Source organism: Caballeronia udeis, assembly GCF_001544555.2.
Lineage (GTDB): Bacteria > Pseudomonadota > Gammaproteobacteria > Burkholderiales > Burkholderiaceae > Caballeronia > Caballeronia udeis.
In genome coordinates, this window is the sequence record NZ_FCOK02000093.1 from 20,505 (window position 1) to 35,499 (window position 14,995).

18 protein-coding genes are annotated in these 14,995 nt (G+C 57.5%); 3 read left to right on the plus strand and 15 right to left on the minus strand.

From position 1 onward, the window contains the following. Positions 1 to 111 precede the first annotated feature (111 nt). From AWB69_RS39255 to AWB69_RS39310, 12 genes are all read right to left on the minus strand, one after another. Entirely contained in the window at positions 112 to 1,068 is a 957-nt protein-coding gene (locus tag AWB69_RS39255; protein WP_062092166.1) for an acetaldehyde dehydrogenase (acetylating), read from the minus strand. Then, on the minus strand, positions 1,065 to 1,832 hold the full coding sequence (locus tag AWB69_RS39260; protein WP_062092167.1) for a 2-keto-4-pentenoate hydratase: 768 nt from the start codon (positions 1,830 to 1,832) through the stop codon (positions 1,065 to 1,067). The genes AWB69_RS39255 and AWB69_RS39260 overlap by 4 nt, the downstream gene beginning before the upstream one ends. Continuing rightward, on the minus strand, positions 1,829 to 2,632 hold the full coding sequence (locus AWB69_RS39265) for a 2-keto-4-pentenoate hydratase (protein WP_062092168.1): 804 nt from the start codon (positions 2,630 to 2,632) through the stop codon (positions 1,829 to 1,831). Before AWB69_RS39265 ends, AWB69_RS39260 begins: the two co-directional genes overlap by 4 nt. Positions 2,633 to 2,710: 78 nt before the next feature. Continuing rightward, on the minus strand, positions 2,711 to 3,880 hold the full coding sequence (locus AWB69_RS39270; RefSeq protein WP_062092169.1) for a porin: 1,170 nt from the start codon (positions 3,878 to 3,880) through the stop codon (positions 2,711 to 2,713). A gap of 105 nt (positions 3,881 to 3,985) precedes the next feature. Next, positions 3,986 to 4,417, minus strand: a complete 432-nt coding sequence (locus AWB69_RS39275; protein ID WP_082913789.1) for a non-heme iron oxygenase ferredoxin subunit — start codon at positions 4,415 to 4,417, stop codon at positions 3,986 to 3,988. Beyond that, positions 4,414 to 5,421 carry an amidohydrolase family protein gene (locus tag AWB69_RS39280; protein ID WP_062092170.1) on the minus strand — a complete coding sequence of 336 codons (1,008 nt, stop codon included), beginning with the start codon at positions 5,419 to 5,421 and terminating at the stop codon, positions 4,414 to 4,416. The genes AWB69_RS39275 and AWB69_RS39280 overlap by 4 nt, the downstream gene beginning before the upstream one ends. Positions 5,422 to 5,446: 25 nt before the next feature. Continuing rightward, positions 5,447 to 6,220, minus strand: a complete 774-nt coding sequence (locus tag AWB69_RS39285; RefSeq protein ID WP_197500425.1) for an SDR family NAD(P)-dependent oxidoreductase — start codon at positions 6,218 to 6,220, stop codon at positions 5,447 to 5,449. A gap of 1 nt (position 6,221) precedes the next feature. Further along, entirely contained in the window at positions 6,222 to 7,202 is a 981-nt protein-coding gene (locus tag AWB69_RS39290) for a VOC family protein (RefSeq protein WP_062092172.1), read from the minus strand. Positions 7,203 to 7,215: 13 nt separating this feature from the next. Further along, positions 7,216 to 7,701 (minus strand): aromatic-ring-hydroxylating dioxygenase subunit beta, encoded by a 486-nt coding sequence (locus tag AWB69_RS39295; protein ID WP_062092173.1) that lies wholly within the window; start codon positions 7,699 to 7,701, stop codon positions 7,216 to 7,218. Further along, positions 7,698 to 9,032, minus strand: coding sequence for an aromatic ring-hydroxylating oxygenase subunit alpha (locus AWB69_RS39300; protein ID WP_063978002.1), 1,335 nt, complete (start codon positions 9,030 to 9,032; stop codon positions 7,698 to 7,700). Before AWB69_RS39300 ends, AWB69_RS39295 begins: the two co-directional genes overlap by 4 nt. 8 nt (positions 9,033 to 9,040) lie before the next feature. Next, entirely contained in the window at positions 9,041 to 9,943 is a 903-nt protein-coding gene (locus AWB69_RS39305; RefSeq protein ID WP_062092174.1) for an alpha/beta fold hydrolase, read from the minus strand. Between the two features lie 88 nt (positions 9,944 to 10,031). Continuing rightward, on the minus strand, positions 10,032 to 10,922 hold the full coding sequence (locus tag AWB69_RS39310) for a Bug family tripartite tricarboxylate transporter substrate binding protein (RefSeq protein ID WP_197500426.1): 891 nt from the start codon (positions 10,920 to 10,922) through the stop codon (positions 10,032 to 10,034). A gap of 449 nt (positions 10,923 to 11,371) precedes the next feature. On the opposite strand from AWB69_RS39310, the gene AWB69_RS39315 reads away from it, so the two are divergent. The 3 genes from AWB69_RS39315 (at position 11,372) to AWB69_RS50985 (ending at position 13,655) form a co-directional block, all read left to right on the plus strand. After that, positions 11,372 to 12,388, plus strand: coding sequence for a 2Fe-2S iron-sulfur cluster-binding protein (locus AWB69_RS39315; RefSeq protein WP_063978003.1), 1,017 nt, complete (start codon positions 11,372 to 11,374; stop codon positions 12,386 to 12,388). Positions 12,389 to 12,478: 90 nt separating this feature from the next. After that, complete coding sequence (locus AWB69_RS39320) at positions 12,479 to 13,240, plus strand: FadR/GntR family transcriptional regulator (RefSeq protein WP_062092177.1); 762 nt, start codon at positions 12,479 to 12,481, stop codon at positions 13,238 to 13,240. Between the two features lie 289 nt (positions 13,241 to 13,529). Continuing rightward, positions 13,530 to 13,655 carry a transposase DNA-binding-containing protein gene (locus AWB69_RS50985; RefSeq protein ID WP_156529138.1) on the plus strand — a complete coding sequence of 42 codons (126 nt, stop codon included), beginning with the start codon at positions 13,530 to 13,532 and terminating at the stop codon, positions 13,653 to 13,655. Here the strand turns inward: AWB69_RS50985 and AWB69_RS39325 are convergent. The 3 genes from AWB69_RS39325 to AWB69_RS39340 form a co-directional block, all read right to left on the minus strand. Beyond that, positions 13,597 to 14,124: an isocitrate lyase/phosphoenolpyruvate mutase family protein gene (locus AWB69_RS39325; RefSeq protein ID WP_062092178.1), complete on the minus strand. Its 528-nt coding sequence runs from the start codon at positions 14,122 to 14,124 to the stop codon at positions 13,597 to 13,599. The two genes, AWB69_RS50985 and AWB69_RS39325, sit on opposite strands and share 59 nt — an antisense overlap. Before the next feature lie 67 nt (positions 14,125 to 14,191). Beyond that, positions 14,192 to 14,380, minus strand: a complete 189-nt coding sequence (locus AWB69_RS48350) for a hypothetical protein (RefSeq protein WP_062092179.1) — start codon at positions 14,378 to 14,380, stop codon at positions 14,192 to 14,194. Positions 14,381 to 14,771: 391 nt separating this feature from the next. Continuing rightward, positions 14,772 to 14,995, minus strand: a 224-nt coding sequence (locus tag AWB69_RS39340) for a DDE-type integrase/transposase/recombinase (RefSeq protein ID WP_156529139.1), incomplete at its 5' end; no start/stop codon positions are given.

The following is a 14,995-nucleotide window of genomic DNA, read 5'->3' on the forward strand; positions in this document are numbered from 1 at the left end:
GCTCGCCGGGTCGCGTGCCGACCGGCTTCCCACCCGTTGCCGTCGCGCCAATGCGAAAAGCCCGCCGCGCAGCGTACCTATGATTTTCCCACCTGCACCTGAGCAAGCAAATCATGCAGACCTCTCATTACGGCTGACACCAGCGCGCAAGCGGCGCCGCGCGATCATTTCGCCGCAGGCGAGCGCCGCCGACGTCATGATGTCAAGATTGCCCGCATAGGCCGGTAGATAATGCGCGGCGCCTTCCACTTCCAGGAATACCGACGTCTTCAAGCCATGTAGCGGCCCGATGCCCGGCACTCGAAGTGGATTCTGCGGCGTGATCACGTCGAACTGCACCTTCTGCTTCAGCCGGTACCCTGGCACATAGGTCTGCACCTTGGCGACCATGCGTGCGATGCTTGCTTCGATCAATGCCGGCTCCACGTACTCGGAGAGCACGAAGACCGTATCACGCATGATCAAGGGCGGTTCTGCCGGATTCAGGACAATGATGGCCTTGCCCTTGCGCGCACCGCCGAGCGTCTCGATCGCGTGGCTCGTGGTCTCGGTAAACTCGTCGATATTCGCGCGTGTACCAGGGCCAGCCGACTTGCTGGCGATCGAAGCGACGATTTCCCCGTAGTGCACGGCCGCCACCTGCGAGACGGCAGCCACCACCGGGATAGTGGCCTGCCCACCACAGGTCACCATATTGATGTTGGTGGCGTTCTCTACCTCGAGATTGATCGCCGGGATTACATATGGGCCAATTGCCGCCGGTGTCAGATCGATCATCTGAACGCCATACGCCTGCAGTACATCGTGGTGACGGCGATGCGCGCCGGCAGATGTGGCGTCGAATACGAGATCGATCTCACTGAAGCACTGCAGCGCCAGCAGTCCGTCGAGACCGTCCGATGTCGTCGGCACCCCAAGGCGCCGCGCACGGTCGAGACCATCGGAGTCGGGATCGATGCCGACCATCGCACCCATCTCGAGATGGCGGCCGTTGCGCATCACCTTGATCATCAGGTCGGTGCCGATGTTGCCCGATCCCAGGATCGCCACTTTGATCCGATCTGTCATTTATCATCCTTGATGGTTAGGCCAGCGTGGCCGAGACCTTCGATACCCGCCCCAACATGCTGTCCAGGCGTAATGCGTTGTGCCGGCGTCGCGCCCCCTAACAACACGATGCTCGACGCGGGCAGCAGATCGGGAGTGTTCGCAAGACGTAGTGCCTGCAATAGTGGTTGCATCGATTCGATGCCTAGCGTAGCCGTCGAGCCGAACTGCGCGACATGACCGTCGATTTCGAGGGTCACGCCGAGATTGGTGAAGTGGCCCCGCGGGGCGCGCCACGGGCCTGTCACAAAACGGCTGAGCCCTGCGTTATCGGCAATCAGCTCCTGCATGGTGAATTCGGCTGCTTCGTAACGCGAATCGAAAAGTTCGATCGCGACGGCCACGGCTTCGATCGCGCCGATTAAATCCAGGTCGCTACAATTGCCGCCCACAGGGCGCCTGAGCAGAAGCGCGAGCGCCGGTTCGGCCCGAACGCGGGAGCCAGTCGGCAACCCAAAGGACTCCCCGTTTGAGATTTGCATACCCGACGCAAGCCGCCCGACAACCGCCTCCGTCGTTCTAATGCGGCCACTTTCATCGAGCCCCGCGCAGCCAGTTCGAGTGCCCACAGGAAACTCCCCTCGTTTGAGTCGGAAACCAAATGTCGCGGCCTGCAGCGCGTACGCGTCCCCCATCGCTATATTGGCAGCACCCTCGATCGGTGCGATCCTGTGGCCGCCCAACGCTGCGGCATCGAGGCGCTTCGCGATATGGTCCTGGTTCACGGGTGCTCCCCAATGTCGTGCTCGAAAACCGCTCGTACACAGCCGAGACCGTTGATCTCGGTGTCAAACACGTCGCCGGGCTCCACTGGCACCATCGCACCGAGCGCGCCTGACAACACGAGATCACCTGCCAGTAACGGCATACCAAGCGATGCCATTTTGCGAGCAAGCCATATCACTGCGTTGAGCGGATTGCCGAGGCATGCGGCCCCGGTGCCGACCGATACCGTCTGTCCACGCCTGTCCATTCGCATCCCACACAACCGCAGGTCGAACTCCGCCAGCTTGCGCGGCGTGCTGCCGAGCACGAATGCCGACGACGAAGCGTTGTCGGCGATCGTGTCTGTGATGCCGATATCCCATTTCGCAATCCGGCTGCCAACAATTTCGAGCGCAGGCAAGGCATAGTCGATCGATCGCAGCACGTCAATTGCACCGGGTAGCGTCATCGACAGGTCACGCCCCAGCACAAAGGCGATCTCCGCTTCGATCTTCGGCTGCATCAGTCCTTTCATTTGAATAGGCTCGCTATCGCCACGGCCCATGTCGTCGAACAGCATGCCAAAGTCCGGTTGGTCGACTCCAAGCTGCCTCTGCACCGCCAGCGACGTCAGACCCACCTTCCGCCCGACGAGGCGTCGCCCTTCGGCGAGACGATAATGGGTGTTGCTTTGCTGAATTGCGTAAGCGCTATCGATATCCAACTCCGGATAGCGATGCCGCAACGGAGCGATGCATTCCCCGGTTTGCTGTGCAGTTCGTAACGCCGCGGCCGCGTCTTCGATTTGCAGCGGAGTCATCGTCTACCCCCTCGGAGCCGGCGGTCGCATCGCAACACCTCACTTCCTAATCGATCAAAAACCATTGGTGCACCCCTCCTAGAATTTGTGCGTCAAACCAATTCGCACCAAGCTCTGCGTGTTGCTACCCGACACGGCGCCGAGACCGATATCGGCAACGGCTGGCTTGCCGCTCGAATCCGTGCCGCTTGCGCGTTGCCAAACGCCCATGACATAGACATCGGTGCGCTTTGACAGAAGGTAGTCCGCGCCACCCATCAACTCGTTGTAGGTCGCCCCGCGCGAAGCAGAAGCTGTGGATGCGCCGCCGTTATGGGTGTAGTTGTACGCGACACCAACCGATAGCGATGGCGTGAAGCGGTAACCCATATGGATATCGATGCTGTTGAAGACAGCCGTTCCGCTGTAATGAAGGGCGTTCGGGCCCGAGCTCAGATTGCCGAGGTCATCAAACCTGACGTTGCTGTACGTCGTACCGACTGTGAGGGAACCCAGCACATACTGGGCGGCAAGACCAATCACCTCGTAGGTATGAGCGGATGCATAACCCGAATACACGGGACTCGGGACATTCCCCGTCAACGCCGATGATGATGTGTCGGAAAAGAACGATGTGTTCGGATTGCGCACGTTCAAATAGGACGCAGCCAGCCCCAGGCCGGCGCCTGAGTAACTCGCACCGAGCGACCAGATCTGATTTTGCGAGAACTGCCCGGCCACGCCGCCTAAGCTATACAGCCCCGTTACGCTCACCGGCCCGAGAGTGTTCGTATACTTGATCGCATTGTTAACACGATGGCTGTCGCCGAAGTTGTCGATATCCGCCGGCCGGAAAAGCAGGTAACCGCCGGGAATTACGGCAAACGCCGAATACTGCTGCATCATGTCGACGACCGAATCGTACTGTCGTCCCAACGTCACGCTGCCGTATTTGTCACTCGACAGGCCGACAAAAGCTTGGCGCCCGAACATACGCCCACCTTGACCTAGCGTTCCGTTGACCAGAGTAAAGCCATTTTCGAGTACGAAAACGGCCTTCAGTCCGTCGCCGAGATCCTCGGCGCCCTTGAAGCCGAGACGATTGGCCCGCGAAACGCCATCCGTCATGCTGATGAGGTGGCTGCCGCCGGCGTTGCTCGTCCAGTTAATGCCCACGTCGGCAATCCCATACAGCGTCACGCTACCTTGCGCATGAGCCAATGCCGGCAAGGTAGCGGCAAGCGCAAATAAAACCACCGTCTTTTTCATTCGAAGTCTCCAATTTTTTATTTAGTATGTACATCTAATTATTAAATATATATAGCTAGATTTCGAAACACATCGGCACGTTCATCTTTCGCTACTTAAGAGGCCCTACACCCTGTCCGCATTCGTCCCATTCGCATACACGTCATCGTCTGGGACGGGTCGCGCAATGCAGATGAAGCCGTCTTTCACACTCACCGGATATACGCGGATTGGCAGCACAGCAGGAAAAGCGGTCGGTTCGCCAGTGCGCAGACAGAATGCGCCGCTGTGCCACGGACATTCGACCTGTCCGTCGCTCACCATCCCTTCCGATAACGAAGCATCTCCATGACTGCAGGCATCCTCCGTGACGAAGAACGAGTCGTCGGCATGAAACACCGCGAGCGGCGCGACGCCCGCCGGTTCGACGCGCAACGAGCCTGCACGTCGCACGTCCTCAGCCCTGCAAAGCTGCAGCAATTGCCGGTCGTTGGATTTCCCGCATGCATCGCTTGAGTCCAGATGTTTTGGCGCACACGCGGCGCGCGTATCAGTCATGGTGTCACTCCGAGAAAATTTTCGGCATTGGTGTGAAGAATGAGTTCAGCCTGGTCAGCGTTAACAACGCGAAGTACGGAATCGACAGGTTCGGGGTCAGCGATATCAAATGGGTAGTCCGATCCGGCAAGTATTTGAGTGGCGCCAAATTGCTCGATCATGTGGCGCAATTGTCGGGGGTCGTAGACGAGGCTGTCATAGAACAGTCGCTGGGCAATTACACGCGGATCCTCCTCGAACTGACTGCGTATCGCCTCAATGTTCTGCCATGCATGCGCGAGCCGCGGTAGCACTGCGCCGAACGCTCCGCCGCCGTGGCTGAAAGCTATCCGTAGCGCTGGATGCCGGGTGAACAAACCGCCTGTCACCGCCGAACAGATTGCGAATGACACCTCACACGGAAACGACACGACGGCGCGCAACGACAACGGACCTACGAGTCGTTCATCGCCGATCGGCCGGATTGCGTGAACAAAGATACAAGCGCCCAGCCTTTCCGCCGTGGCGAAAAATTCTTCAAACGACGGGTCCCCGATAGGCAGCCCATTGATGTTGGACCCGATCTCGACACCACGGAAACAGCCACTTTCCATCAACGCTTCCAGTACCCGGCACGCGAGCGCCGGGTACTGCAACGGCACAGCACCCAAGCCAACGAACCGGCACGGCGCGCGCTGCACGAGCTTACCGATCTCTTCGTTGATGAAGTTACACATTGTCGCGCCGTCTTCGACGGGCAACCAGTATGAAAGCAGTTCTGGCATCGGCGATACAACCTGCACGTCCACACCAGCACGCAACATGTCAGCCTCCCGGCGGGCGCCGTCCCACGCGGCAGCCGATACCTTACGAAACGGTTTTCCCGAAATTGTGATCTGTGCGTGTCCACACGTGAGGTGATGACACGTAGGCCAAGGTACGTTCACTCCTTTTCCGGCGTAAGCCGGGAAGTGTTCCGGCACAAAATGGGTATGGCAATCGTAGGTGCGTCGGTCGTGAGTCATATCTAATCCGTTCCGGGAAATGTCTTTACAGCATCGTGCTTCCGCCGTTGATCGAAACAACCTGGCCCGTGATGAACGCCGCGTCTTCGCTCGCCAGATAAGCCACCAGGCTGGCTATCTCGCTCGCTTTAACAGCACGTCCTTTGGGTACGATGCCTAGCACCTTCCCGGTCAACTCCGGCTGTTCCTGCATACGGGTACGCAACCGCTCCGAATCGACCACACACGGAGCAACAGTGTTGACAGTAATGTCCTGCGCGGCGAATTCGCGCGCAAGACCGGTGGTCATCCCATGCACACCACCCTTCGCAGCGTTGTAGCCAGCGTGGTCCCACAAACCGTTTCGTACCGAGTCCGCGCCGATGTTGACGATGCGTCCGAAACTCTGCTTACGCATATGCGGCAGTGCGAAGTATGAACACCAGATGGCGGTCCACAAGTTACGGTCCACCGTCTCGCGCAAGGTCTGTGGTGTGTGTTCGAGAAATGGCCGAATGATCCCCCCGCCGGCATTGTTCACGAGGATGTCAAGCCGCCCCCATCGCTCAACCGCGCGGTCAATGACCTCGTTGGCTCCCGCCTCGTGCGACAGATCGCTCACCACATGCAATACCTGCGCCGAAGTCGCTGCCACGATTTCTGTGGCAGTCTGCTCGACGCTCGATGCAATGTCGGTCACTAGAACGTGCGCGCCGCGCGCCGCGAGCAACAGCGCAATGGCCCTGCCAACACCCCCCGTTCCCTGGCCGGCGCCGGTGACAATTGCGACCCGTCCACGCAATGATTCCAGGTCGCTCATCCTAGCCGCCATTTTGCGACACGCTTGCCGAAGCTGGCACGTCTTCCGCATCGGCGTGGAAGTCCGCAGGTTCGATCTCACCGGCGATGCCTTTGCGCTTGTCGAGCATGCTGCCCCAGTAGTCGATCGACTCGGGCACCGGTGCCAGCATACGGGGCTTGCGGGCGTCCATGCCCGGCGGAAACTCTTCCATGCCATAGCTGTACTCGACAGTCATACCATCTGGGTCAAGGAAGTACAGAAACACACTTCCCGAGGGCGGGTGCCGCCCCGGCCCATGCACAATTGGTATGCTTTCCTTCGTAAAGCGCGCGATGCCACGGCCAACGTCATCAATCTCGCTGACCATGAAGTTGATGTGATGCAAACCCGCCTCGGCGCCGTGGCCTAGCGCCATCGAGTGATGAAACGGATTGGGTGGACAGCGGAGGAAATACGCTTTCGAATCCACGAAATCTGACAAGGCGAAGCCCAGCACGCTCATGAAAAACTCAGCAGTCGACTTGATATCAGGTGAACGGATGCCGATATGGCCGAGGCGTTGGATCTTCGCGACCGTGGGAACGAAGGGCTGTCCACCAAATGCCTCCATACCCGAGAAAAACTCCAGCGTCACGCCAGTCACTGGCTCGACTATCTGGAAAGCACCATCGGCGGCTTTGGCTACGTAATGCTCCTGCTGGACTTCATGGGTCGCCAGTCCGCGACCTTGCACGCGGTCTCTCAGGTCCCGCAACGCCACACTGTCCGCCATCTCGAACGCGATGCGCTTCAGTCCGGGTTTCGCCGCTGTGTAGAGCACCATGCAGTGATGCGCGTAGCCGCAGCGAAGGTACAGCTCGCCCAGCGGCCCCTTACCGGAAAACTGCAGTCCCACTTCGTGCTCGTAGAAATGTCTGGACGCCGCTAGGTCCGTCACGTTCAGCGCAACATAGGCGAGCCTGTCGTATTGCGGCGCGACGCCGCCTGAATTCTGATTCATATGCGACCTCTTTTTAGAGAATAATCGTTAGCTTGTCTTGCGGCCGCAGTGCCTCGATACCCAGCATTGCGCGCTTTGAATGAATTTTGATGCCACCCTGTACGTTGGTACTCATCTCGTACCTGCTGTGCCCTGGAAATACGTCGAATTTGGCGCCGCGTGCACGATAAACGACAAACGTGCTCCTCACCGAGAGTCGCTCGGCATCAACAGCGGTGATTGCGATGTTGCTGATCAGATGTGTCGTCACCGATTTGGGAAATTCCGCATGAGCCGTGTTCTTCATCAGACGGATCGCGCGCTCGCGGATGCGATCGCGGTCATCGTAAATCAGGAACAACGTGTGCGAAGGATCACCCTCCGGTTCACTGGGCGGTGGAACGAGATAGACACCGTCATCGGCGAAGAGATCGGCCCATTCTCGCAGTTGCCACGTATCGAGAAGATGAGCTTCGTAATACAGGAACTCACTGACCGCGTTGATCGAAGGCGCATTCATCGGGCGACTCCTTCGCGGGGAGTTCGTGACATCAGTTCGCGCCAGCGGCGCCAGAACACCCTCATCTGCAGTTCATCGGACTTGAATGGCTTATCTCGCAACATGCCGCGAGAGAGGTCGTTCCATTCGTTGCCGCCTACGTTTTCATAGCCGCGCTGGCACATTTCGAGCATCTCGACGTCATCGGGTGTGGCAAACCCTGCCGGTCCCAGGAATTCCAGATAATTTTTCAACCGTCGATCGCGTGACGCGGCGCTTTCCGCCCGGGGGGCAAGAGCCCACGCGTTGATATCGATTCGGCCCGGAGCAATTGGATAGAACGTGCGGATCGTAATCGCCATAATGTCGTTGATGACCAGATTCGGGAAAATCAGGAGATTGCGATCGCCCCGCGTGACGACCTCTCCCCGCTCGGCGCCGAGTCGCTCCAGCGTCTCGCGCTCGATCTGCTCAATTTCTGCGCGCGCGTCTTCGCCAAAGCCCGGTACCCAGCGCGCATACGGCCGTCCCCAAGGCATGTTTCCAACAGACTCCGCGACTGCGTGCCCATTTCCAAGGTCGCGCACATTGCCAAACGTGAGCGCTGGATCGAACTGCGGAGCCGCTCCGTCCCGCGTTTTCAGATAATCCAGATATGATGCGTGCGTGGTGGCGCCGTGATAACCGTCCGCACTGTTCTCCTGCAACAACTTCCAATTCGCCGGCGAACTATATTCCTGAGTTCCGCCCACAATCTCCATACCTTGAGCACCCTGGTCGGCCACATACTCCAGGTAGGGTTTCGCATCGGCCAGATAATCGGACAGCGATGTGACCTCCGAATCGAAGCAGATAAAAATGAAGTCACGAAACGCATCCAGACGTGGTACGCCCTTCAGATTCATCGAACCATCATCGTTGAAGCTCTCGGGCACCGCGTCGCGTCCCGGAACGTTAACGAGTCGACCATCGCTGTCGTAGACCCAGCCGTGATAAGGACACTGGAATGCCGACTTGCGGCCCGCCGCTTCGCGGCATACCTGCGCACCGCGATGCGAGCACGAATTGAAAAACGCTTTGAACTCGTTGGTTTTGGTCCGCGTCAGCAGGACATCCCTGCCGCCGACCATTCGCCGGACAAAACTCTGCGCCGCCGGCAACTCAGATGCATGCCCCATGTAAAGCCAGCACCTATCGAAGATGCGATCGCGCTCTAGCGCGAGGATGCCATCATCGCGAAACACACTCCGATGCACTTTGAACTGGCCGCGCTCGCCGTTGTCTACGATGAGATCCGCTAACGTGGTATCAGACGGTATCGTCGCAATTGGGCTTTGAAAGAAATTTGACATGGTTTGCTTTACTGACAAAGAAAATCGACGTGATGCCTGACGAAGGCTTCGGGCTCCTCCCATTGCGGCCAATGCGCACTACCAGACAGCACGACCATGCGATGGTCCGGGATATATTTAGCTGCTTCGGCGGCCCGCTCGGCGGATTGGCCCGGATTGTGCCCAGTCCATATCAGTAGCGTCGGGCACGCCACGTCTCGTAGCGACGACGAATTTAGCCAGGTGTCGTCCCATGCTCCGCTCACGAGTGATCCCATCACTGTCTGGGCGATGCCGGCCAGTATTTTCGCTCGCCCAGGTTGCGCATAGATGTCGTATCGGATGTCAATCAATTCGGGGGTCACACTCATCTCGGGATTGAGCATCAACCACGCCAACCGCTTCGCAATCGCTTCCCGCGTCAACGCCGAAGAAGCCTGCCTGGAACGTTCTAGTCCGTCCTGAACCTGCTGTTTTCCCTGGGCATCCAGAGGCATCGGAATGCCGGTGTTCAACACTAGGCGCCTGACGCGCTCGGGGTTTTCGATGGCATACCAGCTTGCGACAACAGCCCCGAGTGATTCACCCGACAAGATCACCGGACCGGATGTGACTGTGTCGATAAAATCCGAGACATGCGCCTTGAGAGCTTCGATTTCAATTTCTACGTTGGCTGTGTCGGTATAGCCGTGACCAAGCATATCCAACGCATAAACGTGAAATCGCTCTGCCAACTTGCCGATCACGCGCAGGTAACCATCAGCGTGACCTCCTGTACCGTGCAGCAGAATGAGCGGCTCTCCCTCCCCTGCTTCGAGGACCCGCGTGCGGATCCCCTTTACGTCGTAGTAGGATTGAGCAAACGGTACGCCTGCCAACTGCGCCCATACCGACTTCGGCAATACCTCGCCGGCTATGATTTCTTGAGTCATCGAGATCACCTGACTTGAAGGATAGAGGCGCCGCTACACTGCCCGCCGGGTAACCGACGGGCAATCAAGTGCAACGACGCGGTTTGGATCAGTTGAGGTTAACGTTGGGTTGCTTCATTAGTGCGTCCCATTTCGCAACATCGGTCTTGATACGGTTAGCAAACTGATCGGGACCTGACACTGCAGGTATGAACCCGAGCGACAGGAGTTTTTCCCTCACGTCTGGAAGGCTCGCGGCGGTCGCAATCTGCTGGTGGAGTCTCTCAACCACTACACGCGGCGTGCCCGCAGGCGCCAGTACGCCGAACCATCCAACAGCCGAGAACCGCGGAATCGCCGTTTCCGCAATCGCCGGGACCTCTGGTAGAAACGGAAGTCGATTAATACTACTAACCGCTAGTGCTATAACTTTTCCTGATTTAAGATACGGCGACGCATCCAGATACGTGGCGAACATCGAGTTGATACGGCCGGCGAGCAGATCCTGCAGTGCTTCCGGCGCCCCCTTGTAAGGGACATGAACCAATTTTACGTTCGCGGCGGTCGCAAACAGCTCACCTGTGACGTGTGAGAATGAACCGATGCCAGTGGAACCGAAGCTAATCGCGCCGGGATGGGCCATTGCCTCCCTCACGAAATCGTTGACCGTCTTCGCCGGAGACGAAGCGTTGACAACAAGAATCAAAGGCTGCTCGGCAACAAGGGCAACCGGTTGAAAATCTCGAACCGGGTCATAGGCAAGCTTCTGCTGGCCAAGCTTTTCACGCACGCTCGGTGCAATGGCGTTTGGTCCGTTATTGCCGAAGCCCACGGTGTAGCCATCGGGCCTGGAGTGGGCAACGATATCCATGCCGAGTTCGCCACTCGCACCCGGCCTGTTGAGTAACACCACCGGCTGGCCGAGACCAGTCGACACCTTGCTCATCAGCACGCGGGCGATGATGTCGGTTGTGCCCCCCGCCGGATAAGGCACAACCATCCGCACTGGCCTGTCCGGATAGTCGGTGGCCCAGGCGCCTCCAGCAACCAAGGTCGAAGCACACCATCCACAGGTGAATACCGCCTTCACGATGTGCCGGCACGCATTCGCAAACCTGCCACGCGTTGGCTTCCGTTGACACCCCCTGCGGTACACCTCTGTCTCAAGCCTGTTGCCTATAGCCATCTGATGTCTCCTTCGTTTTCAGTAAGATAGAATGTATATATTGGTCTGTCCATTCGTTTTTCCATTATTCGAGCTATCGTTTTCCCTCAGGCATCCGCATGCAAATTTGATGGGAGCAATGGTGGAAGGGGTGCGAGGACGGGCGCGCTCCGGATTTTTTGTACGTTACTCTTGCGAATTGGACAGACCATTAACTATCCTTACTATTTTTCTAATTTTCAGATACTTGAATCCAAAGATCACATCAGAGGAATGAACCCACCATGCCGAGAGCTGCGCCCTATCAAATCCGTGTTGCCGACACTGAATATTCCTATTTTTGCGAACCGGGAGAAAACATCCTGCGCGCTGGTTTACGCGCTGGCATTGGCATTCCCTACGAATGCAATGCGGGAGGATGCGGATCCTGCAAGATCGAACTCGTCACGGGAGAGATTGAGGACCTAATGCCAGCCGCCCCGGGCATCCGTGCTAGAGAACGTAAGCGCAATCGTGTGCTCGCCTGTCAATGCACACCCTTGACCAATTGTGAAATCAGGACCCGTGTTGCACCGGAGTTCATCGCGCCAGTGCCGTCATTGCGCTTCGAGGCGCGCTTCGTGGCGAGCCGTGACATCACTGCCGACATTCGGGAATTTGTCTTTGCTGCAGTAGGCCCTTCCTGCTTCCTACCCGGCCAGTATGCGGTCCTGAATTTGCCGAGCCTACATCGGTCCCGCGCGTATTCGATGTCGAATCAGCCCAATAAGGCGGGTGAATGGGGCTTCATGATTCGCCGCGTCCCCGATGGTCTTGTGAGTAACTATCTGTTCGATGTATTGAAAATAGGCGATTCGATATATATTGAGGGCCCCCTCGGGCTCGCCTATCTTCGCCCTCACACATCACGCGACATAGTTTGCGTGGCAGGCGGCTCTGGGCTGGCACCGGTCGTGTCAATCGTCAACGCTCAACAATCCGGCGAACCGGGACCTGGCACCCGCTGGCTCTTTTACGGCGGCCGCGGGCCCGCGGATATTCCGGAGTTTGGGCAGCTAATCTTGACCGGGACACCCACTCGCGTGCACACGTCCGTTTCCGTAGCAGCTCTAGCGGCAGGCGCAGGCTGGCGCGGAGATGTGTGCTTCGTCCACGAACTGCTCGAACGCAATCTGCCCGCCCCCCTTGCCACGTACGACTACTATTTGGCGGGACCACCGCCAATGATCGAGGTGCTCGTGCGGATGCTTGTGGCGCAAAAAGTTTCTCTTGGCAGCATCCGCTACGATCGCTTTTTCTAATAGGGGTCGACCTTGTAGTGTCAGATGCCCGACTCTCTGGAGTGGAAAACGGAGGTACACTATTCCTGATAACCTATATTGATCAGACCTATGGCAGATATGAATTCCGGTGACGCAAAGAAAGAAACATCAGTGCGGCGACCCGCGCAGCAGTTTCGAGCCGTGAAGCCCCAGCGAGTTTTCGAAGAGATCTGCAGCCAGATCCGGCAAGATCTATCAGACGGTAAGCTGAGACCCGGTGACAAATTGCCCGCCGAGCGGATCCTGGCAGAACAGTTTTCGGTGAGCCGCGCGGCGTTGAGGGAAGCGCTTCGCTCGCTAGAAGGAGCCGGGATCGTCAAGCTGCTCAAGGGAACGAACGGGGGTGCGGTTATCCTGGACGGCACGCGCAATACCGTGGCGCAATCCATCGCGGACTTTCGTAGTCTGGGACGCGTATCCCTGTCAGAGATCGCCGAAGCACGAATTCTCATTCAAGAGACGATCGTCAGGCTTGCCGTACATCGCGCGACGGACGAAGACATTGAGGCGCTTGAGGAAAATGTGCGTCAGACTGCGGAATTCGTTGCTCAAAAGGATTTCGAAGCCCGGATGGAAGCGAGTCTCGAATTTTACCGATTGCTCGCGCTTTGCACCGGCAATCAGCTTCTCGTCATTATCAACGATGCGCTCGCGACGATCCTGCGCCCCTATGTTATGTACGTCGTCAAGTCATTCGGCTACGACATTGTCCGGCATCGCCGTCGATTCCTGAAACATCTTAAAGACCGTAATGAAAGCAAAGCCGTCGGCGAAATCACGAGTCATCTATCAAAAATTCATTCAATGATCGAACCTCTGAACAATCAGTAGCGAGCTAGCGCGGGCGCATCATGATGCAGTCTCAAACATGCGCGAGCGATATCGATGCTGCAGATTGATATCTTGAGGCGACTCATATCCGTTCGATTCTGAGCTTGTTGCGATATGGTTGCTGCCGCAGCACCGCTACGGTGGTGACCTATCTTGAAGTTCGAAAGCCTTCGTCATCCTATTAACGATCACACCGGTCTCTCACCCTTTGACGTCGCGATGATGATGATAGGCTTGCGTAACCATGATGAAAAATTAAATCTTTGGAAGATTCATACAGAAAACGTGATTGGATTCCGAGGTCATCGGGTGCAACTTCCAGGATACCCGGCTCGGCAAGCGGTTCGGGACACTGCTTAAGAATCTCTGGAGGGGTAGCCTCGCAATGCATTCGGCCTCATGCTGCTCGCAGTGACATTCGTTCGCGCAATGATTGCGAGCCCAGGGTCAGATCGAGCGTCCAGCGCTGAAAGCAGCTTGCCCATCCACTCCTCAATGAACGTGAGCGTCGCCTTCGACACGCCGAATGGACGCGGCAACACGTAGTCTTCGATGGTCAATCCCGCTACGCCGGCGTTCTCCAGTTCCTTAACGGTGCACGCGCCATTGAGGGCATTTCCGTAGCCGTGGTCAGCGTCTACCAGAAGCGGAATCGCCGACGCTCCACATGCTTGTGCCGCAATCTGTGCGAGCTCGGTCAACGTGACTAGCGCGATATCCGGCGCGCCGAGCACCATCATCGACTCCACAGAGCCGGCAATCAGGCCAATCTCAAAACCGGCACTCCCCGCCGAATGGGCCGATAGCGAGTCGTAGACCAAAGGGCAGATCGTCAGGCTTTCGCGTCCCAGTATTTCCTTCAGCTTCTTACGAGCTGAATTCATATCGTCTTCCAGATGACGGTTTCGGCAAGGGGCCTCCCCTGCTGGGTTGTTAAAGAGGCCCCCTCGATTAGAACTTGTGGCGAATCCCAATGCGTACGACAGCAATCTTGTCGGTGTTTGACGGTGTGAGCGTATTCACCGAGGCAACCGCGACCTGGCCTGTCGAGTCATGTCCAGTCGCCTTTTGCAGGATGCCGAGCAGGTACACGTCTGTGATCCAGCGCGTGAGTCGCAGCCAAGGCAAGATGGCCGTCACCGCGCTGCGCTCGTTCCTGCGATTTCTACTGCAGCGTGGTGCCATTCAGACAGACTTGGCTCGCACTCTGCCTGGCGTTGCATGCTGGAGACTGTCACACCTGCCCAGGTCGTTGCCTCCCGATCAGGTCGAACGATTGCTCGCCTGCTGCGATCGCAGCACACCTGGCGGCGAGCGCGACTATGCGATCTTGGTGCTCGTGGCCCGACTGGTTTTGGTGCAAACGGAGACAGTGAATGGGTTAGAGTCGTCGGACTACACGAACTGATGACCGATGATGAGTAAGCTGAAGAGCCTGGACAAGCTGTTCGATGGGTTCTGTCGCAATAAGGATATCCAGGCGAGAAAAATTCATAATGATATGGATAACTTATTTGACCAATGAATAAAACTACTCGGCGGGAGTCTGGCCTATCCTGCTGCCTTTCAACTGCCCCTTCTTGATCATGTGCATCAGTTCGATGCCGCTCAGCAGGATGCGTGCGCACCGAAAGGTCTTAAACCCGAGCATGGGCCGAGCGCGACGCTTGATTGCCCAGTGATCCTGTTCGATTATGTTGTTCAGATACTTGTTTTGGCGGATCTTGATTGGTGTGTCGCGCTCTGCATTGAGGG